Raw genomic sequence first — 23,680 nt, 5'->3', positions numbered from 1 at the left:
TCCAGCGCTTCGCCGGCGAAGACCACGGTCCGAAGCTTGAGCTGTTCTCTCAGCTCCGGCGTCAGCCCGTCGGCGGTTTGCAGCGCATAAAACGCAGAGGGGGTCTGGCTTAAGATGCTGACTTGTTCGGCAGCCAGCAACGCATAAAACTCTTCCGGCGAACGGGCCACCGACTCGGGCACAATCACTAGCCGGCCGCCGCGCAGCAACGCACCCCACATTTCCCAGACTGAAACGTCGAAAGCCAACGAGTGCCATTGCGTCCACACCTGTTCCGATGCCAAGTCGGCGTTCACTGACTCCAGCAGCTGAGTCACATTGCGATGGGTAACGGCCACCCCTTTGGGGACACCGGTAGTGCCTGAGGTGTAGATGATGTAGGCGACATCGTCGGGGCGTGGCGCAGGTAGTGCTGTGCTGGGTTGGGTGTCAATGTGGGTGTCGTCGACATCGATGATCGGCAGGTCACACCCGTCGAGCCGCGACCGCAGACCCGCGGTGGTGATCGCCGCGATCGGCGCAGAATCTGCGAGCATGAACTGCATTCGCGCTGCCGGTACCACCGGGTCGATCGGCAGATAAGCCGCCCCGGTTTTGAGGACGGCCAGTATTGCGGTGATCGCCTCGACCGACCGTGAAAACAGCAGTGCGACATACTGGCCGGGGCCCACACCATGACCAACCAGCAAGTGCGCCAACCGGTTGGCGGCATCGTCCAGCTCCCGGTAACTGACGGAGCGGCCTTCAAACGTCAGCGCAGTCGCCTCTGGGACACGCGCGACCTGCGCCGAGAACAACGCTGGTACTGAAATCGCGGTGGTCGGCTGGGTCAATGCCGCCCGGTTGCCCCATTCGTCTAGCCGGGTGTGCTCGCCCTCATCGAGCAGATCGATCGACGACAGCCGCCGGATGGGCGCGGCGGTGATCGCCACCAGCACCCGCAGTAGCCGTTCGATGAGCGCATCGATGCTCGTCGCATCGAACACGTCGGTACGAAACTCCACTGCTCCCCGAATCCCGGCGGGCTCACCGGCGGCGGTGAAATGTTCGGCCAGCGAAAATGTCAGATCCATGCGCGCCGTTTGGGTGTCCACCGTCAAAGGGCTGACGTGGACATCGCCCAGGCTTGGGTTGGCGGCGGGGCCGGTGTCTTGTCCGGCGAAGTTCTGCCAGGCCAACAACACCTGGATCAGCGGGTGGTGAGTCAGGCTTCGGGTGGGGTTGAGCCGCTCCACCAACGCTTCAAAGGGCACGTCTTGATGCTCGTAGGCGGCCAGGCTGCGCGATCGTATCTGGGCCAGCAGTTCGGCGATGGTGGGATCACCGGCTAATTCAACCCGCAACACCAAGGTGTTGACGAAATACCCCACCAACCCATCCAGTGCCGCGTCGCCGCGCCCGGCGATCGGGAACCCCACCGCCACATCGCAACTGGCGCTCAGCTTGGACAACAACACCGCCAACGCGGCCTGCACCACCATGAAACTGGTCGCCTGGTGCTCACCAGCGATCCGGGCAATCTGCTGCTGCAGCTGCGCCGGCCAATCCACGGCCACACTGGCACCGCGGTAATCAGCTATCGGCGGGTAGGGCCGATCGGTGGGCAACTGCAGCCGCTCGGGCAACCCCGCCAACGCCTGCTCCCAGTAGGCCAGCTGCGCAGCGATGCGACTGTCGGGATCCTCAAGGTCCCCTAGCTGTTCGCGCTGCCACAACGTGTAATCGACATACTGCACCGGAAGCGGCGCCCAGCCAGGCGCCTGACCGACGCAACGGCTGGCATAGGCCACGCCCAGATCACGCACCAACGGGGTGATCGACCAGCCATCAGCGGCGATATGATGGGCCACCGCCACCAACACATGCTCATCATCGCCGAGGCGGTAAAGCGTTGTCCGCAAGGGGATCTCGGCTGACAAGTCAAACGTGTAGCGCACCGTCGCTTCGATGGCCGCACCGAGCGACTCTGCCGGCCAGCCGCTGGTATCGATGACCCGCCAACCGAAGTCGGCCCGCTCAACGGGAACCACCACCTGCTGAGGTACGCCATCGGCCGCGACAAACCGAGTGCGCAGGCTCTCCTGGCGACCCACCACATCGGCCAGCGCCGCAGCCAACGCGTCGGTATCCAGCGCCCCGCTCAACCGCAACGCCACCGCCAGGTTGTAGACCGGCGACGGCCCGTGCAACTGGTCGAGGAACCACAACCGGTTCTGGGCAAACGACAATGGAACCGTTGCCGGCCGCTCGACGGCCACCAACGGCTTACGCCGACCCTCACTTCCACCGACCCGGGGGGCCAACTGGGCCACCGTGGGCGCCTCAAACACCGACCGCACCGAAAGATCCGCCTCCAGAGCGGTATTGGCCGCGGCGATCAACCGCATCGCCGAAATGCTGTCCCCACCCAGATCGAAGAATGAGTCGTCGAGCCCAACCCGCTCCAATCCCAGGATCTGGGCGTAGATGTCGGCCAGGGTTTCTTCAGTGGGGGTCTCCGGCGCGCGATACTGCGTCGCGATGTATTCCGGTGCCGGCAGCGCGCGGGTATCGACCTTGCCGTTGACCGTCAACGGCACCGCGTCAAGGGCCACCACCGCTGCGGGGATCATGTAGGCCGGCAGCCGCTCAGCCAATGCTGCGCGCGACTCGACCGGATCGGCGGTGCCGGTGATGTAGCCCACCAGGCGTTTGTCGCCGGGGCGGTCCTCGCGGGCAACCACCACCGCCTGCGCCACCCCATCTAGGGCATTGAGCGCCGCTTGCACTTCGCCCAATTCGATGCGATAGCCGCGGATCTTAACCTGCTCATCAGCACGCCCCAAATACTCCAACTGTCCATCAGCGCGCCAACACACCAGATCCCCGGTGCGATACATCCGCGACCCGGTCCCGCCGAGCGGGCAAGCGACAAACCGCGAGGCCGTCAACCCGGGCCGACGCACATACCCGACACCGACCCCCGACCCGGCCACATACAACTCACCGGCCACCCCAGCCGGCACCGCACGCAACCAGGCATCGAGCACGAACAACGCCGCCCCCGGCCTCGGCGACCCGATCGGCACCACCCCCGACCCTGGTGTCAGCGGCGCACTGATCGCCGCGTACACCGTGGTCTCCGTCGGACCGTAACCATTAACCATCACCCGGCCCGGCGCCCACCGCTCCACCACCTCGACCGGACACGGCTCAGCGGCCACCACCAACGCCGCCAATTCCAACGTTTCCGGGGAAAGCACACCCACCGCCGAGGGTGTTTGGCTTAATACGCTGACTTTTTCAGCAACCAACAGGTCCTGAAAGTCCTTCGGGGAGCGCGTCACCTCGTCGGGCACCACCACCAGGCGCCCACCGTGCAGCAGCGCCCCCCACATCTCCCACACCGAATAGTCGAAAGCCAACGAATGACACTGCGACCACACCTGTTCTGGGGCCAACTCCCAACCCACATCCAGTGAGTCAAATAGCCGGCTCACGTTGCGGTGGGTGACCGCCACCCCCTTAGGGGTGCCCGTCGTGCCCGAGGTGTAGATGATGTAGGCGATGTCATCGGCAGCCGGCGCCGGCAACGCCGTGCTGGATTGGGCATCGATGCGAGGATCGTCGACATCAATGACGGCCAACTCGCACTCGTCGAGCCGTGACTTTAGACCGGCAGTGGTGATCACCGCGGTCGGCGCGGCATCATCAACCATGAACTGCATCCGCGCCGCGGGCACCGCCGGATCGATCGGCAGATACCCCGCCCCGGTCTTGAGCACCGCCAGAATCGCCGCGATCGCCTCAGCCGACCGCGAAAACAGCAGCGCCACATATTGTCCTGGACCAACACCGAGACCAATCAGCAAGTGCGCCAAGCGGTTAGAGGCCTCATCCAGTTCATGGTAGGTCCAGATGCAGTCGCCGCAGACTAGAGCCACCGCCTCCGGGGCGCGCGCCACTTGGATCGCAAACAACTCCGGAATCGACGCCTCGGTGGGTGCCGGCGCAGTCAGCACCGCCCGGTTGCCCCACCCATCAAGCCGGGCCTGCTCAACCGCATCAAGCAGATCGACCGACGACAACCGCCGAGTCGGCTCAGCGGTGATCGCCAGCAACACCCGCTGCAGCCGCCCGATCAGTGTCTGGATGCTGTCGGCGTCAAACACGTCGGTTCGGAACTCGACCGTCCCACCGATCCCAGCAGGCTCACCCGCATCGGTAAAGCGTTCACCCAGCGAAAACGCCAAATCCATACGGGCCGTGGAGGTATCAGTCCCCAACGGAGACACCTGGAGGCCACCCAGGGCCATCCCGGCGGCGTTACTGTCCTGCCAGTCGGAGTTCTGCCAGGCAAGCAGCACTTGGATCAGCGGATGGTGGCTCAGGCTTCGGGTGGGGTTCAGGCGCTCGACGAGGATCTCGAAGGGCACGTCTTGGTGTTCGTAGGCGGTGAGGCTGCGCGATCGTATCTGGGCCAGCAGCTCAGCGACGGTGGGGTCACCGGATAGATCAACCCGCAGCACCAGGGTGTTGACGAAGAAGCCCACAAGGTCGTCGAGCGCGGGGTCGCCGCGCCCGGCGATTGCGATGCCTAGTGCCACATCAGAACTGGCGCTGAGCTTGGACAACAGCACAGTTAGCGCGGCCTGGATCACCATGAAGCTGGTGGAGTTGTACTCACCGGCGACTCGGCCGACCTGCTGCTGCACCTGTGCTGGCCAATCCACGGCCACACTGGCACCGCGGTAATCCGCCACCGGCGGGTAGGGCCGATCGGTGGGCAACTGCAAGCGCTCGGGCAGCCCGGCCAACGCCTGCTGCCAGTAGGCCACCTGGGCGGCGATCGGGCTGTCGCTGGCGGCCAGGTCACCGAGGTGTTCACGCTGCCACAGCGTGTAGTCGACATATTGCGCCGGTAGCGGCGCCCAGTCGGGGGCCTGACCGACACACCGGCTGCCATAGGCCACCCCCAGATCCCGCACCAAAGGGGTGACCGACCAGCCATCGGCGGCGATATGATGCACTACCGCCACCAACACATGCTCGTCGTCGGCGAGGCGGAAAAGCCGTACCCGCAAAGGGATCTCGGCCGACAAAACAAACGAGTAGCGCACAGCCGCGTCAATGGCCTCACCCAGCCGCTCCGACGGCCAATCAGCGGCATCAACGACCTGCCAACCCACCTCGGCCCGCTCAACCGGGACCACGACCTGTTGAGGTACCCCATCGACTGCGGCAATCAGAGTGCGCAGACTCTCATGGCGGGCCACCACATCGCCCAACGCCGTACCTAACGCCTCAACATCCAGCGGTCCGCTGATCCGCAATGCCACGGGCATGTTGTAAATCGGCGACGGCCCCTGCAACTGATCCAAGAACCACAACCGGTTTTGGGCATACGACAACGGAATCCGTTGTGGGCGAGGCATCGGCTGCAGCGGCGGGCGGGCGGGACCGCCACGATGACGATGCAGATACTCGGCCAGACCCCCGACAGTGGGCGCGTCGAACAGGTACCGCACCGGCACTTGGCGGCCCAACGCCAGTTGCAGCCGCCCACTGACCCGCGCGGCGATCAGCGAGTCCCCGCCCAGGGCGAAGAAGTCGTCATCAAGACCGACCCGGGCCGTCCCCAACACCTCGGCGAACACCTCGGCCACCAGCTTCTCGGTAGGGCTCTGCGGCGCCCGAAACGTCGTGGCTGCAAAGATCGGGGCGGGCAGCGCTTTTCGGTCGATCTTGCCCGAGGAAGTCAGCGGGAACTCCTCGAGCACCACGATCTGAGCCGGCACCATGTAGTCAGGCAACCACGCGCCCAGCCGCTGTCGCACCGCACCCAGTTTGGAGTTGGTCTGCGGATCGTTGGCGTAAATGACGTGGTGCTCGACCACCGGCAAATACAAGTCAGTCAGCGCGATGCGAGGGCCCGCATCGTTGGCGGCCAGGAAAACCGCATCCAACATGCCTGGCCGGCTACCCCAGCTCACTGCGACCCGATATCCGGTGCTGTCCCCAATGCGATACAAGTCTTCGGGCACAACAGAACCGGCGGTCGCGGCGGCAGCGTCGGCAAGCGCGTCGTCCAGCGCCAGCCCAGCCTCGAGGGCATGGTCGGTGCAGACCTCACCGATCAGCCCAGCACGCGGAATTCCCGTCACGCGAACAACCCCCGGACGTTCGGCTAGCAACCGCTCCGCCAACCCCTCCAGGCTCGGGCCATCGGTCCATGCCCAGACCGGTGCATCGGCCAGTGAGCGCACCGGTGTGGGGGTGGTGTAGATGATGACGTCGTAGCGGTACCGGGTCAGTTCGTTGTCGGCCACCCCGCGTTTGACTTGCATCTCAAGCCCGGCCACCGATGAATTCTCGGCGGCCCACGTGGTGAAATATTCCGGGGACAGCAGCAATTCGGTCTCAGTGAGCAGCGCGCGCTGGGCTCGTTGGCGGATCTCGTCGGCATCAGCTTTAGCGTCTTGGGCGAGCGCGATCCCGGTCTGCAACGCACTCTGCAGGCTGTGGTTGCGCACATCACCGATGAACAACGCGCCACCCGGGGCCAACAACTGCAAGGCGTTGTCGATGACTTGGCGCAGATAGGTGGCGTTAGGGAAATATTGGATGACCGAGTTGATAATGACTGTGTCGAAATAACTGTGGGGCAGCGCTTCGATGACATCGGCGGCCTGGCAAAGCAATTCGACACGCTCACCCCAGGGCTGAGCGGCCGCCGCGGCCTGCAGGCTCGTGATCGCCGCCGCCGACATGTCGGTGCCGACATAGTGCTCACACTGCGGGGCGACTTGCGAGAGCACCAACCCCGAACCGACCCCGATCTCCAGCACCCGCGCCGGATGCAACGCACGGATCCGCTCCACGGTGGCCGCGCGCCACTCGGCCATCTCCTCCAGTGGAATCGGCATTTCGGTGTAGCTGCTGTTCCAGCCCCGAAAATCCATGCCGAATCCCGGCGCCGCGGCCTCAGCGCCGTACAACTCGTCATAGAGGTGCTGCCACCCCTCAACGGTCTGGGTGTCGTCCTCGGCGCTGGCGATGTCCTCAAGCGTTACGTAGGCGACCAACTGCGCGCCGGTAGCGCTGTGGTGCACGCTGGCAGCAGCGCCAGCGACCTGCGGGCAGGCCAACAAGGTGTTTTCGATCTCGCCCAATTCGATGCGCTGCCCGCGCAACTTGACCTGCGCATCAGCGCGACCCACATACTGCAGGCGGCCACCGGCAGTCCAGCGCACCAGGTCCCCGGTGCGATACATCCGCGCCCCGAGACCGCCAAAGGGGTTGGCCACAAACCGTTCCGCGGTCAACCCCGCCCGGCCCACATAGCCACGCGCCACCGCCGGCCCACCCACATACAACTCACCGACCACCCCCACCGGCGCCGGGCCCAACTGCCCATCAAGCACCCATGGGCGCACCCCCGCGATCGGGCCACCAATGTCGATCGGCTGCCCCGCCACCAACGGCGCACTACCGGTCGCCCAGATGGTGGTCTCGGTTGGCCCGTAAGCATTGATCATCACCCGGCCCGGTGCCCAAGCGGCCATTAACTCACCCGGGCAGGCCTCCCCCATCGTCAGCAGCGTGCCGAGGTTTTCGAGCCGGGTCCGATCCAGCGACGCCAACACCGTCGGCGTCACCACCGCCGCACCGACGTGTTGCTCCGCCAACAGCGCGGTCAACGCCTGCCCGGCATACACCCCCGGCGGCGCCACCACCACCGCCGCGCCCGCCCCCGCCGCCCACAACATTTCAAACACCGAGGCATCAAAGGTCGGCGCGGCCACCATCAACACCCGCGCATCGTCACCCAGGCCAAGCAGCTCGCGTTGCGCCGCAGCCACCCCCAGCAGCCCGGCATGGCTGACCGCCACCCCCTTGGGCACCCCCGTCGACCCGGACGTGAAAATCACATACGCGCCGTTGTCAACCCCCAACGGCGCGAGTCGATCCGCATCGGCAATCGGATCACCACTGCGCCCCGAGACATCCAGCTCGTCGATGCGAAACACCGGGCGACTCCCGGTCCCGGCCACCGTGTCTGCAGTGCACGCCAATACACACACTGCACCCGCGGCATCCAACACCGCGGCGATGCGCTCCACCGGATGAGCCGCATCCACCGGCACATAAATCCCGCCGGCCTTGACGATGGCCCACCAGGCCACCACCAACTCCACACACCGATCCATCGCCACGCCCACCGCGCGCTCAGGCCCCACCCCCGCCTCAATCAGCACCCGCGCCAACCGCGACGACCACACATCAAGCTCGCCATACGACACGCTGCGCGCACCGTCGACCACAGCCACCGCCTGCGCATCGGCGGCCACCGCCGCCGCCAATATCTGCGGCGCCACCCCCACCGGCGCCGCCACGTCCACCCCAGACCACCGCGATAGCAACAGATCTCGTTCGCCGCGATTCAGCAACGACACCTGGCCCACTACCACCGAGGCATCAGCGACTACCGCCTCGATCACCCGGCCAAACCAGCCGACCACCCGCTCAATGCTGGACCGGTCAAACAAATCCGTGGCATACAACACCACCCCGGCAGCCATCGGCGCGCCCGGATCCTCGCCGGGCGCCTCACTCAGCTGGATATCAAGGTCAAACTTTGATGTGTGGGTGAAAACGGCCAGCGGTTCGACGCCGACTCCGCCGAGCGCCACTTCGGGGCGCGCATTGTTCTGGAAGGCCATGCCCACCTGAAACAGCGGGTGGTGCGCCGTGGAGCGCACCGGATTGAGCTGTTCAACGAGGCGCTCGAACGGCACATCCTGATTGCTGTAGGCATCCAGCGCCTTATCCCGCACCCGCTCCAGCACGTCGGAAAACCGGTCCGCGGAAGTCAGCCCGACACGCAGCACCCACGTGTTGACGAAAAACCCGACCAGATCATCCAGCGCCTCATCGACCCGCCCGGCGATCGGGGTGCCCAACGCAATATCCTCACCGGCCCCGGCCCGGTGCAACACCACCGCCAACACCGCCTGCAACACCATCGACGCAGTCGCGTTATGCGCCCCCGCCAACGCCTTGACCCCCGCCCACACTTGCGGGTCGATGCGAACCTCCACCACATCACCGCGGTAACTGGGCACCGCCGGACGGACCCGATCGGTCGGCAGCGACACCACCTCAGGCAGGTCAGCCAACTCCTGGCGCCAATAGGCCAACTGCGAAGCAATCACGCTGGCGGGATCAGACTCGTCCCCAAGCCAATCCTGTTGCCACAGCGTGTAATCCGCATATTGCACTGCCAAATCGGGCCACCCCGGCGCCCGGCTGCGCCGCCGCGCCCCATACGCCTGTCCCACATCCCGGACCATCGGAGCCAGTGACCAGCCGTCAAAAGCGATGTGGTGCACCACAATCCCCACCACATACTGCTCGGGACCTACCGCATAGATCTGGGCACGAATGGGGATCTCGCTCGCCAGATCAAACCGATACCCGGCCAGCCGCACCAACTCGCCGGCGACATCTTGCTCAGCCACCGCCACCACGGCAGCATCGCCGCGCCGCCACATCCCCGGCTGAGCCGGCAACACCTGCTGCACCGCCACACCGTCCACATCGGGAAATACCGTGCGCAGCGCTTCATGGCGAGCGATCACATCATCGAGCGCCGCGTCCAGTGCGTCGGCATCCAAGGGCCCATTGATCCGAAACGCCGTCGGCATGTTGTAGGTCGCCGCCCCGCCCTCGAACCGGTCCAAAAACCACAACCGGCTCTGAGCAAACGACAACGGGACCCTCGCCGGTCGCGGGCCGGCCACCAACGGCGCACGGCGATCCCCGTCTTCGCCGATACGCGGCGCCAACTCGGCCACCGTCGGCGCCTCAAACAGCGTGCGCACCGCAAGGCTGGCACCCAAGCCGGCGTTTGCGGCAACAACCACGCGCATCGCCGACAGTGAATCCCCACCCAGGTCGAAGAATGAGTCGTCGACCCCGACCCGGTCCAGCCCCAGCACCCGGGCATAAATACCGGCCAGAATCTCCTCGGTAGGGGTGGCCGGCGCACGGTAAGCATCGGCATCCTGGTACTGCGGTACCGGCAAAGCTCGCTTGTCGAGTTTGCCATTTACGGTCAACGGCAGGCTATCTAGCACCACCACCGCCGCCGGAATCATGTAGGCCGGTAACCGCTCAGCCAGCCGCGCGCGGATCTGCGCGGGATCTGCTGCGCCGGTGACATAACCCACCAGACGTTTATCACCAGGGCGGTCTTCACGATCAACGACCACCGCCTGGGCCACTCCATCCAGCGCGCTTAACGCCGCCTGAACCTCACCGAGCTCAATGCGGTACCCGCGGATCTTCACCTGCTCATCGGCGCGCCCCAAATACTCCAGCTGTCCGTCAGCTCGCCACCAGACCAAATCGCCGGTGCGATACATGCGTGTTCCGGGCGCCCCTGACCCTGCAAAGGGACACGCGACAAACCGCGACGACGTCAGCCCCGCGCGGCGCCAATACCCAACCCCCACACCGGTGCCGGCTACATACAACTCGCCGACAACACCGGCCGGCACCGCCTGCAACGATTCGTCCAGCACGAACAACGCCGCCCCGGCCACCGGCGCACCGATCGGCACCACTCCGGACCCCGCTACCAGCGGCGCACTGATCGCCGCATAGACCGTGGTCTCCGTCGGGCCGTAGGCGTTGATCATCACCCGCCCCGGCGCCCACCGATCCACCACCGCCACCGGACACGCCTCACCGCCGACCAGCAATGTCACCGATCCCAAACCGTCGGGCGAGAGCATTCCCGCGGCAGACGGGGTTTGCGTGAGCACGCTGACCTTTTCGGCGACGAGCAGGTCGTGGAAATCGTCCGGGGAGCCCGTTACCGCTTCGGGCACCACCACCAGCCGCCCACCGCGCAGCAACGCACCCCAGATCTCCCACACCGAAAAGTCGAAGGCCAACGAATGGCACTGCGTCCACACCTGACCTGACAGCTCCGCGTCCAGCGCCTCTATCAGCTGGACCACGTTGTAGTGGGTGATGCCCACCCCCTTGGGCACCCCGGTGGTGCCCGAGGTGTAGATCAGGTAGGCAATATCGTCGGGCGCCGGCGCCGGCAATGCGGTACTGGGTTGCGTGGCCGCAGTGGGATCGCTCACGTCGATGACCAACACGTCATGCCCGTCGAGCCGGTCGACCAGCCCGGTGGTGGTGATCACCACGACCGGCGCGGCATCGGCGAGCATGAACCGCATCCGTGCAGCCGGCGCGGCCGGGTCGATCGGCAGATACGCCGCCCCGGTCTTCACAACCGCCAAAATCGCCACGATCGCCTCAGTCGACCGCGACAACAACAACCCGACACACTGTCCCGCACCCACACCATGTGCAACCAGCAAGTGCGCCAACCGGTTTGCAGCCACATCCAGTTCGCGATACGTCCACGAACTCTCGCCGCAGACCACCGCCCTCGCGTCGGGTGTGCGCTCCACCTGCGCAGCGAACAACTCCGGAATCGACACCCGCCTAGTGGCCGGCGCAGCCAACACCGCCCGGTTGCCCCACTCATCTAACTGGGCCTGCTCGTCCTCATCGAGCAGATCGATCGACGACAGCCGCGGCCCCGTGTCGGCGGTCATGACCGCCGCTTCGCGTCGGCGGTCAACGCCACCAGCACCCGCCGCCACCGCTCGATTAGCGCCTCAATTCTCGGTGCGTCGAAAATGTCGGTGCGAAATTCCACCGCCCCTCCAATCCCGCCAGGCTCCCCGGCCTCGGTGAAACGTTCGGCCAAAGAAATTACCAAATCCATTCGCGCCGTTTGGGTGTCCACTGTCAGCGGGCTGACCTGGACATCACCCAACCTCAGCCCTGCTGCAGGTTCGCGTTGCTCGGGAAGGTTCTGCCAACCCAGCATCACCTGGATCAGCGGGTGATGCTTCCGAGACCTACTGGGGTTGAGCCGCTCCACCAGAACCTCGAAGGGCACGTCTTGATGCTCGTAAGCGGCCAGGCTGCGCGCGCGCACCTGGGCCAACAGCTCAGCGACGGTGGGATCACCGGACAGATCAACCCGCAACACCAAGGTGTTGACAAAAAATCCCACCAACTCATCCAGTGCCGGGTCACCACGTCCGGCGATCGCAATCCCCACCGCCACATCTGAACTGGCGCTCAGCTTCGACAACAACACCGCCAATGCGGCCTGCACCACCATGAAACTGGTCGCCTGGTGCTCACCAGCCACCCGGGCAATCCGCTGCTGCAGCTGCGCCGGCCACTCCACGGCCACACTGGCGCCGCGCTGATCAGCCACCGGCGGGTAGGGCCGATCGGTCGGCAGCACCAAGCGATCGGGCACCCCGCCCAACGCCTGCTGCCAGTAGGCCAGCTGCGCGGCGATCGGACTACCGGGATCATCGAGATCCCCCAACTGCTCGCGCTGCCACAACGTGTAATCGACATACTGCACCGGTAGCGCCGCCCAGCCAGGCGCCTGCCCGACACACCGGCTGGCGTAAGCCACGCCCAGATCACGCACCAACGGGGTGACCGACCAGCCATCGGCAGCGATATGGTGGGCCACCGCCACCAACACATGCTCATCGTCACCGAGGTGCAAAAGCGTTGCCCGCAACGGGATCTCAGCAGTCAAGTCGAACGAGTACCGCACCGCCATGCTGATCGCCTCAGCCAGCCGCTCTGCCGACCAACTAGTGGCGTCAACGACCCGCCAGCCGAAGTCGGCCTCGTCGGCCGCCATTACCACTTGCTGGGGTGTCCCGTCGACTACCGGAAACAACGTGCGCAGACTCTCGTGCCGGCCCACCACATCGGCCAGCGCCGCAGCCAACGCGTCGGTATCCAGCGCCCCGCTCAACCGCAACGCCACCGGCATGTTGTAGACCGGTGAGGGGCCCTGCAATTGGTCGAGGAACCACAACCGGTTCTGGGCAAGCGACAACGGAACTCTCGCCGGCCGCTCGACGGCCACCAATGGCTTACGCCGACTCTCACTTCCACCGACCCGGGGGGCCAACTGGGCCACCGTGGGCGCCTCAAACACCGACCGCACCGAAAGATCCGCCTCCAGAGCGGTATTGGCCGCGGCGACCAGCCGCATCGCCGAAATGCTGTCCCCACCCAGATCGAAGAATGAGTCGTCGAGCCCGACCCGCTCCAACCCCAGCACCCGCGCATAGATGCCGGCCAGAATCTCCTCGATGGCGGTGGCCGGGACGCGATAGCCGGTCTCGTGATACTCCGGCGCCGGCAGCGCGCGGGTGTCCAGTTTGCCGTTGGGGGTCAACGGCCAGGTGTCCAGGGCCACTACCGCTGCGGGGATCATGTAGGCCGGCAGCCGCTCAGCCAATGCTGCGCGCGACTCGACCGGATCGGCGGTGCCGGTGATGTAGCCCACCAGGCGTTTGTCGCCGGGGCGGTCCTCGCGGGCAACCACCACCGCCTGCACCACCCCATCTAGGGCATTGAGCGCCGCTTGCACTTCGCCCAATTCGATGCGATAGCCGCGGATCTTAACCTGCTCATCAGCACGCCCCAAATACTCCAACTGTCCATCAGCGCGCCAACACACCAGATCCCCGGTGCGATACATCCGCGACCCGGTCCCGCCGAGCGGGCAAGCGACAAACCGCGAGGCCGTCAACCCGGGCCGACGCACATACCCGACACCGACCCCCGACCCGGCCACATACAACTCACCGGCCACCCCAGCCGGCACCGCACGCAACCAGGCATCGAGCACGAACAACGCCGCCCCCGGCACCGGCGACCCGATCGGCACCACCCCCGACCCTGGTGTCAGCGGCGCACTGATCGTCGCGTACACCGTGGTCTCCGTCGGCCCATAAGCGTTGACCATCGCCCGGCCCGGCGCCCACCGCTCCACCACCTCGACCGGACACGGCTCAGCGGCCACCACCAACGCCGCCGATTCCAGCCTTTCCGGGGAAAGCACACCCACCGCAGAAGGGGTTTGGCTTAACACACTGACCTTTTCAGCAACCAGCAAGGCGTGGAACTCGTCTGGGGCGCGCGTCACGTCGTCGGGCACCACCACCAGGCGCCCACCGTGCAGCAGCGCCCCCCACATCTCCCACACCGAATAGTCGAAAGCCAACGAATGACACTGTGTCCACACCTGTCCCGGCGCCAGCTCCAAGCCAGCGTCCAGTGAATCGAACAGCCGGGTCACGTTGCGGTGGGTGACGGCCACCCCCTTGGGTATCCCCGTCGTGCCCGAGGTGTAGATGATGTGGGCGATGTCATCGGCGGCCGGCGCCGGCAACGCCGTGCTGGGTTGGGTATCGATGCGAGGGTCGTCGACATCAATGACGGCCAACTCGCACCCGTGCAGCCGGCCGGCCAGCCCGGCTGTGCTGATCGCGACGGTCGGCGCGGCATCGGCAACCATGAACTGCATCCGCGCCGCGGGCACCGCCGGATCGATCGGCAGATACCCCGCCCCCGTCTTGAGCACCGCCAGAATCGCCGCGATCGCCTCAGCCGACCGCGAAAACAGCAGCGCCACACACTGTCCCGGGCCCGCACCGAGACCAAGCAGCAAGTGCCCCAACCGGTTAGAGGCCTCATCCAGCTCCTGGTAGGTCCAGGTGCAATCGCCGCAGACCAGCGCCACCGCCTCCGGGGCGCGCGCCACTTGGATGGCGAACAATTCCGGAATTGACCTCCCGGCGGGCGCCGGTGCAGTCAACACGGCCCGGTTGCCCCACCCATCAAGCCGGGCCTGCTCAACCGCATCAAGCAGCCCGATCGACGACAGCCGCCGAGTCGGCTCGGCAGTGATCGCCGCCAGCACCTGCTGCAGTCGCCCGACGAGCACCTCGATGCTCGCGGCATCAAATACGTCGGTACGAAATTCCACGGTCCCGTTAATCCCGGTCGGGCTGCCAGCCTCGTCCCAGTTTTCGGCGAGCGAAAATGTCAGGTCCACGCGGGCGGTGTGGGTGTCCGGCGACAGCGGAGCGAGCTCCAGGTCACCCAAGGCGAAGCTGGCAGGATCGGCGCTCTGCGCGGGAAGGTTCTGCCAGGCCAACAACACCTGCACCAACGGGTGATGGGTCAGGCTGCGGGTGGGGTTGAGTCGCTCCACCAGCACCTCAAAGGGCACGTCTTGATGCTCGTAGGCGGCCAGACTGCGCGTGCGCACCTGGGCCAGCAGTTCGGCGACGGTGGGATCATCGGCTAGATCAACCCGCAACACCAAGGTGTTGACGAAAAACCCGACCAACTCGTCCAGCGCCGGATCGCGCCGCCCGGCGATCGGGAACCCCACCGCCACATCGCAACTGGCGCTCAGCTTGGACAACAACACCGCCAACGCGGCCTGCACCACCATGAAACTGGTCGCCTGGTGCTCACCAGCGATCCGGGCAATCTGCTGCTGCAGCTGCGCCGGCCAATCCACGGCCACACTGGCACCGCGGTAATCAGCCACCGGCGGGTAAGGCCGATCGGTGGGCAACTGCAGCCGCTCGGGCAACCCCGCCAACGCCTGCTGCCAGTAAGTCAACTGTGCGGTGATGCGGCTCTCGCTATCAGCCAGATCACCCAGTTCCTCACGCTGCCACAACGTGTAATCGACATACTGCACCGCCAGCGGCGCCCAGCCCGGAGCCTGCCCGACACACCGGCTGGCATAAGCCACGCCCAGATCCCGCACCAACGGGCTCACCGACCAGCCATCGGCAGCAATATGGTGGGCCACCGCCACCAACACATGCTCATCGTCGCCAACCCGGAAAAGCCATGCCCGCAAAGGGATCTCGGCCGACAGGTCAAACGAGTACCGCACCGCCGCATCGATGGCCTCACCCAGCCGGTCCCCGGACCAACCGCTGACATCAACGATGTCCCAGCCCACCTCGGCCCGCTCAACCGGGACCACGACCTGTTGAGGTACCCCATCGACTGCGGCAAACAGCGTGCGCAGACTCTCGTGGCGGCCCACCACATCAACCAACGCCGCACCCAATGCCGCGACATCCAGCGTCCCGGTGATTCGATAAGCGGTAGCCATGTTGTAAATCGGTGAGGGGCCGTGCAACTGCTCCAAAAACCACAACCGCTGCTGCGCATACGACAACGGAACCGCCGCAGGTCGATGCTGCGCTGTCAAGGCTGTCCCGGCCCGTCCCTCGTCATGCGCGCTCATCCATGCGGCCAACCCGGCCACGGTGGGCGTGTCGAACAACGCTCGGATCGGGACCTCCACACCCAGTTCAGCCCGCACCCGCGCTTGCAGCCGTGTCGCAGACAGTGAATGACCGCCCAAGTCGAAAAACGACTCATCGATGCCGACCCGCGTCACTCCGAGAACCTCGCCGAACAGTGCGGTTAACGTCCGCTCGCGGTGATCACGCGGCGCCCGATAGGCCACCCCGCTGACGAACTCCGGTGCCGGCAAGGCTCGGCGATCAAGTTTGCCGTTGACCGTCAACGGCAGCGACTCCAGCACCATGACCGCCGCTGGCACCATGAACTCCGGCAACCTTTCGGCCACAAAGCGACGCAGTTCGGTGACTCGCTCGATCGCCGCCGGGTCGTTGACATACCCGGCCAGTGAACCGACCGGCGTGGCGGGCAGGTACAGATCCGACAGTGCCGTCGGCCCCGAGCCGTTGGTTGGTGCAGCGGGGTGGGTGAAGATCAGATCCACCAGGCCAGGAGTCGGCGACCATGTCACCGCCGTCGCATATCCGAGTTCTTGGCCCAGTCCATGACATTCGTGCGGCAATACCCCATCGGGTGCGGACAGGCCCGCGCGCAATTCGCTGATCGGCACGCGGCCGCTGGATGGAGCCAGCGCTCGCGCCAGCGCCACCTCAGACCAGATCCCGCTGTGCGGCACCCCGGTTACGCGCAATTCCGGCAGCTCCTGTGACTGCAGATACTCGGCCAGCCCGGCCAAGCTTCCAAACTGTTGCCACGGTTGCGACGGTAGGTCTCTAAGGGAACGCACCGGTACCGGCGCCTTACGCAGCACCACGTCGTATCGGTAACCGCTGAGTTCGTTGACCGCCTGCATCTGCTTGAGCTGGACTTCGACCGCGCCGATGTCGGGAAGGCGCTGCGGCAAAGCCGCGAAAAATTCCGGCGCCAATAGCAGTTCCTGCTCGGCATGCATTTCCCGGCGCACCCGCTCGGCCACGACAGCGGCACTGTCCTCGCCATCGATCGGATCAGCGCACACCACACCGGTGGTAAACGCTCGCAACAACGACAGGTTGCGCACATCGCCGATGAACAACGCCCCGCCCGGTGCCAGCAATCGCATCGCTACTGCCAGCACATCAAGCAGATACCCCGCGCTCGGGAAGTACTGGGCTACCGAGTTGAGGACCACGACATCGAAATGCCCTTCCGGTAAGCCGTCGGCCACGTCGGCCGGCTGCACCCGCAACCGCACCCGATCACCCCACGACTGCCCGGCCAGCGCCGCCTGCAACGTCTGGATTGTCGGCGCGGCGAAATCCGTGCCCCAATACTCGACGCACTCGGGTGCCAACCGCGCAAGCAACAGCCCGGAACCGACGCCGATCTCGAGCACCCGCGCCCCACGCAACCCACGAATTCGATCCACCGCAGCAGCGCGCCATTCCCGCATCTCCTCAAGCGGAATCGGGCTGCCGGTATAACTGCTGTCCCAGCCTGCGAACTCGTCTCCCAACGCAACCGGGGCGTCCGTCGTCGACGCCAACCCCGAATAGAGGCCCCCATAAAGTTCCTGCCACTGCTGAACGAGCTTCGTTTCTCGCCCGGGCTCGCGGACCAGGATCATCTCCTGATCCAGCACCACATAGCCCACCAACTGTTTGTTGCTCGGCTCCTCGCCGCCACCCGCTGTTCGCGTGTCCGTCTGAGCGACGACCACCGCCTGCCCCACGCGAGGATGCGCCGCCAACGCGGCCTCGATCTCGCCGAGTTCGATGCGGTAGCCGCGGATCTTGACCTGTTCGTCGGCACGCCCGAAGTAGTCCAACTGCCCGTCGGAGCGCCAACACACCAGATCCCCGGTGCGATACATACGTCTTCCGGGCGCCTCCGCGCCCCCGAACGGGCACGCCACAAACCGCGACGCCGTCAGCACACTGCGGCGTACATACCCACAGGCCACCCCTGCGCCGGCCACATATAATTCACCCGCCACACCAGCGGGCACCGGACGCAACCATTGATCGAGCACAAACAACGCCGCCCCGGGTATGGGCGACCCGATCGGCACGACACCTGGACCCGGCCGCAACGGCGCACTGATCGCCACCACCATCGTCGTCTCGGTCGGGCCGTAGGCATTGCGCATCACCCGGCCCGGCGCCCACCGATTGACCACCTCGGCCGGGCAGGGCTCACCGGCAACGAACAACGTCGCCGACTCCAACCCCTCTGGCGACAACGCCGCCACCGCAGACGGCGTCTGGGCGAACATGCTGACGCCTTCGCTAACCAGCAACGCATGCAAGTCTTCTGGCGAACGCGCGACCGACTCGGGCACCACCACCAGTCGTCCACCCTGCACCAGGGAACCGAAGATCTCCCACACCGAGGTGTCGAAGGCCAAGGTGTGGCACTGCGGCCGCACTCCCGCTTGGGGCACGACGAGATCCGGCGACGCCAGCATTTGGGTCGCGTTGTGGTGAGTGACCGCCACCCCCTTGGGCAGGCCGGTAGTACCCGAGGTGTAGATCACGTAAGCGATGTCATCGGCCGCCGGTGCCGGCAACGCGGTGCTGCGCTGATTGCTGACCGCGGGGTCATCAATGTCGATGACCGTCAGGTCATACCCATGCAACCGTTCGGCCAGTGCGGTTGTGGTGACCGCGGCCATCGCCGCGGCGTCCTCGATGATGAATGTGATCCTGGCTTCGGGATGCGCCGGGTCCATTGGCACATAGGCCGCCCCGGTCTTCAAAACCGCCAACATCGCCACGATCGCCTGGGCGGAACGCGAAAACAGAAGCGCCACAGACTGTCCCGGACCCACTCCGTGGCCCGCCAACAGGTGCGCCAACCGGTTGGAGGCCTCATCCAACCCGCGATAAGTCATCGACTGGCCCTCGAAAACCAGCGCAACTGCCTCCGGGGCGCGCGCCGTCTGCGCGGCGAACAACGCCGGAATCGACACCGGCGGTGAAGCGCGCCGGGTCAAGACCGCCCGGTTGCCCCACTCATCCAGCCGGGCGCGCTCATCGGCATCGAGCAGGTCTATCGACGAGAGCCGTCGACCGGGATCGGCGGTCATCCCCACCAACATCCGCCGCAGCCGCTCAATCAACGCTTCGATTCTGCCCGCGTCGAAAACGTCGGTCCGAAATTCCACCACCCCGTAAATCCCGACAGGTTCACCGGTTTCGCCCCAACGTTCGCCGAGGAACAACACCAAATCCGTACGGGCGGCTTGGGTGTCCACCGCCATCGGTGCGACCTGCAGATCCTCAAAACTCACCCGGCGCAAGGGGTCGGTGTCTTGCCCAGGGAAGTTCTGCCAAGCAAATACCACCTGAACCAATGGGTGATGAGTCAGGCTTCGGGTGGGGTTGAGCCGATCAACCAGGACCTCGAACGGCACATCCTGGTGCTCGAACGCCTCCAAACTGCGCGCCCGCACTTGGGCCAGCAGCTGCGTGACGGTGGGGTCCCCAGCCAGATCGACACGTAAGACCAACGTATTGACGAAGAACCCCACCAGCTCGTCCAGCGCAGGGTCACGACGCCCTGCAACCGGGAACCCCACCGCCACATCAGGGCTCCCGCTGAGCTTGCCCAGCAGCGCCGCCAGAGCGGCCTGTATCACCATGAAGCCAGTCGTGTTGTGTTGGCGGGCCACCGCTGCGACCCGCTGCTGTAGCTCGGCGGGCCAGTCCACGACCACGCTGGCGCCGTGGTAGTCAGCAATCGGCGGGTAGGGCCGGTCGGTGGGCAATCGTAGGTGCTCGGGCAGCCCGGCCAGGGTCTGCTCCCAGTAGGCCAGCTGAGCAGCAATCGGACTCTCGCTATCGGCCAGATCACCGAACTGCGCACGCTGCCACAGTGTGTAATCGGCATACTGGACAGGTAACGGCGTCCAACCGGGGGCTTGCCCGGCACACCGGCTGGTATAGGCCGTACTCAGATCACGCACCAGAGGGCTAATCGACCAACCGTCGCCGGCGATATGGTGCACCACGGCCACCAGTACGTGCTCGTCATCGCCGACACGGAAAAGCCATGCCCGCAAGGGAATCTCGGTCGCCAAGTCGAAGCTGTAACGTACCGCGGTGCTAACCGCCTCATCCAGTCGGCTTTCCGACCATCCGGTCGCATCGACAACGTCCCAACCGAAATCGGCGCGTTCGGCGGGAATCACAACTTGCCGGGGTGTCCCGTCAACCGCCGGGAAGACGGTGCGCAGGGTCTCATGGCGGCCCACCACATCGGCCAGCGCCGCACGCAGCGCGTCGACGGCCACTGGCCCGCTGATCCGAAAAGCGGCCGGCATGTTGTAGGTCGCGGCCCCGCCCTCGAACCGGTCGAGGAACCACAACCGCTGCTGAGCAAACGACAATGGCACCACTTCGGGCCGCTCAACCGGTGTCAGCCGCGGCAGCCCGCCCGGCCCCTCAGTGATGCGGGGCGCCAACTGGGCAACCGTGGGGGCCTCAAATAAGGCGCGCGCCGAAAGAGCGGCATTCAGGCCGGTGTTGACCGCTGCGACCACCCGCATCGCGAGAAGCGAATCCCCGCCCAGGTCGAAAAACGAGTCATCCACACCGACGCGCGGCACATCGAGCACCCGGGCGAAGATGCCGGCCAGAATTTCCTCAACCGCGTTGGCCGGGGGGCGGTAATGATCAACGTCCCCATACTCCGGTGCGGGCAGAGCGCGCTTGTCGAGCTTGCCATTCGGTGTTAACGGCAGCGCCTCCAGCGCTACTACCGCGGAAGGCACCATGTATGACGGAAGCCGCTCGGCCAGTGCGACCCGCAGCTCCGCGGCATCCGCTGTGCCGATGACATAGCCCACCAGACGCTTGTCGCCGGGGCGGTCCTCCCGGGCGATCACCACCGCCTGCTCTACCCCGTCCAACTCGGCCAGCGCCGCGCGCACCTCACCGAGCTCGATGCGATACCCCCGGATCTTGACCTGCTCATCGGCGCGCCCGAGGTACTGCAGTTGCCCCCCGGTGTCCCAATACACCAGATCCCCGGTGCGGTACATCCGCGCCCCCGGAATCCCAAACGGGCAAGCCACAAATCGCGATGCCGTCAAACTGGGGCGACGCCAATAACCGCAACCCACCCCGGCGCCGGCAACATACAACTCGGCGACCACACCGGCCGGCACCGGGCGCAACCACACGTCCAGCACAAACAATGCCGCGCCGCTCACCGGCGAGCCAATCGGCACCACACCCGACCCGGCCGTCAACGGCGCGGTCATCGCTGCATACACCGTGGCCTCGGTCGGGCCATAGGCGTTGATCATCACCCGCCCAGGCGCCCACCGGTCCACCACCTCGGCCGGGCAATCCTCGCCAGCCACCACCAACGCCATCGAGTCCAAGCCATGCGGCGACAACATCCCTACGGCAGAAGGGGTTTGGCTCAGAACGCCGACTTTTTCAGCGACCAGTAAGGCGTGGAAGTCGTCCGGCGCACCCACTGCCAAGTCGGGCACCACCACCAGCCGCCCACCGTGCAGCAGCGCACCCCAGATCTCCCACACCGAAACGTCAAAGGCCAACGAATGCCACTGCGTCCACACGTCACCGACCGGTTTTAGGTCGGCCTGCAGTGACTCCACCAGCTGGGTCACGTTGTGGTGCGTGACGGCGACACCCTTGGGAACACCGGTAGTGCCGGAGGTGTAGATGAGGTAGGCGACGTCATCAGGGCTCGGTTCCGGGAGAGCCGTGCTGGGCTGGGCGCCAATGCGGGCGTCATCGGCATCGATGAGCAGCAGATCGCACCCGTCCAACTGAGGCCGCAGGCCCGTCGCGGTGATTGCGGCGATCGGCGCGGCATCGGCGAGTATGAACTCAATGCGGGCCGCCGGCAGCGTCGAATCCATCGGCACATACGCCGCCCCAGTCTTGAGCACCGCCAAGATCGCGACGATCGCCTCAGCCGATCGGGAAAACAGCAGCGCCACATGCTCGCCCGGGCCCGCGCCGTGCGCAGTCAGCAGATGCGCCAGCCGATTCGCGGCTTCCTCGACTTCGAGGTAAGTCATGGAGCGGCCGTCGAAGGTCAGCGCCAGCGCCTTCGGGGTGCGGGCCACCTGCGCAGCCCACAGCGCCGGAATCGACGCCGAGGCAGGTGCCGGCGCAGTCAATACCGCCCGGTTGCCCCAGTCGTCCAGTCGGGCATGCTCACCGGCATCCAACACATCCAGCGATGACAACTGGTATCCCGGGTCGGCGGTCATCGTCGCCCACACCGACTCCAACTGCTTCGCTAAATCGCCGACACCGAAATTCGACAATGGATGCCCAGCACCCAGTGTGCTGAGAAAAAGATCGTCGCCGCTGCCAGAGAAGATCAGCCCAAAGCCGTCCACGAGACCGGCGTTCGTCAACGATGCCGATGCCGCGACACCACCGAAATCGAGAGTGAATGCGGCCGGCAGGAAATTGACGCTTACCCGATCGGGTGGCTGCGCTGCGCCGCGCGAGCGGGCCTTGCGCTCAAGAGCGTGCACGGGAAACCGCTGATGTTGCAGCGCTTCTCGTATTCGGGCGTCAACATGGGCACAAAATTCGGTCACTGTGGTTCCAGGCGACACCGTCAACACCAACGGCACGACCCCGGCAACCATCCCGGGAAGAGTTTTTGACTCCGGATGAACTCGCCTGGTCACCGGAAAGTCGAGCGCCACCTCCGAACCCTCGGAACTCCACGCCCGCACCAACAGTGCGCACGCCGCGGTGATGACCGATGACCGAGGCACATTCCAGATGCGAGATAACTCTTCGACTCGGCGAAGGACTACCGGGTCCAATCGAACCGGCGCAGACGGCCAATACGAATCGCCGTCAGCCGCGCCCTCCGGGGACCGATAATACGGTCCCCGCTCGGCCGGCAAATTCCTATTCCAATACTCCTGATCTTTGAGATAATCGTTTGACGCTTCGTATTCAAATTCAGAATCAACTAAATCCTGCAATGAGCCGAAGACGGCAGGGGGGATGGGCGAGCCGGAAACAATTGCAGAATATACGGTCGCAATCCGATGACCGACCAACGCAATGCCCGAGCCATCGAGGACTATATGGTGGCCGCACCCGAATAAATAGAACTCATCGAGCCGCGTCTGAAATAACGCGAATTTGAACAGGGGGCCGCTGAGCGGCATTGGCGTGCGTTGGATCGATGCTGCTAGCCGCTGGGCTTCCTGCACCGGCTCGCGGGAGACGGTCAGGTCCCAGAATTCCAGCTGGACATCCGGATAATCGACTGCTTTTTGAAAAACTTGCCCATCGACCTCGAAGACTGCGGCCCTGACCGGTTCGGCCTCTTGTATCACTCGGCGGATCGTCCACTCGAGCGGATCACGTTCTACGGCACCCGCTATTCTCACGAATAGGCCGAGTTGCCACTCCGTGCCGGATTGGCCCGTCTCCTGCGCGAGCCAAATGTCCAACTGTCCGCGCGTCAGCGGAAGTCCTGCGCCGCACTCCAT

General features: G+C 65.4%; 2 protein-coding genes (1 of these 2 only partly in view). Both read right to left on the bottom strand.

Annotated features, from left to right (window positions below; all coding sequences use genetic code 11):
• Nucleotides 1–11,618: the 5' portion of a non-ribosomal peptide synthase/polyketide synthase gene (locus AC5Y42_RS09810; RefSeq protein WP_499897726.1), read on the bottom strand. Its footprint begins 15,613 nt before the window's first position; only the first 11,618 of its 27,231 coding nucleotides appear in the window; it begins with the start codon at nucleotides 11,616–11,618; its stop codon lies off the left edge, out of view.
• Entirely contained in the window at nucleotides 11,615–23,680 is a 12,066-nt protein-coding gene (locus AC5Y42_RS09805) for an amino acid adenylation domain-containing protein (RefSeq protein ID WP_499898107.1), read from the bottom strand. The genes AC5Y42_RS09810 and AC5Y42_RS09805 overlap by 4 nt, the downstream gene beginning before the upstream one ends.

The organism is Mycobacterium sp. NGS48, from assembly GCF_059812585.1.
This window is presented reverse-complemented; position numbering and strand designations above follow the sequence as displayed.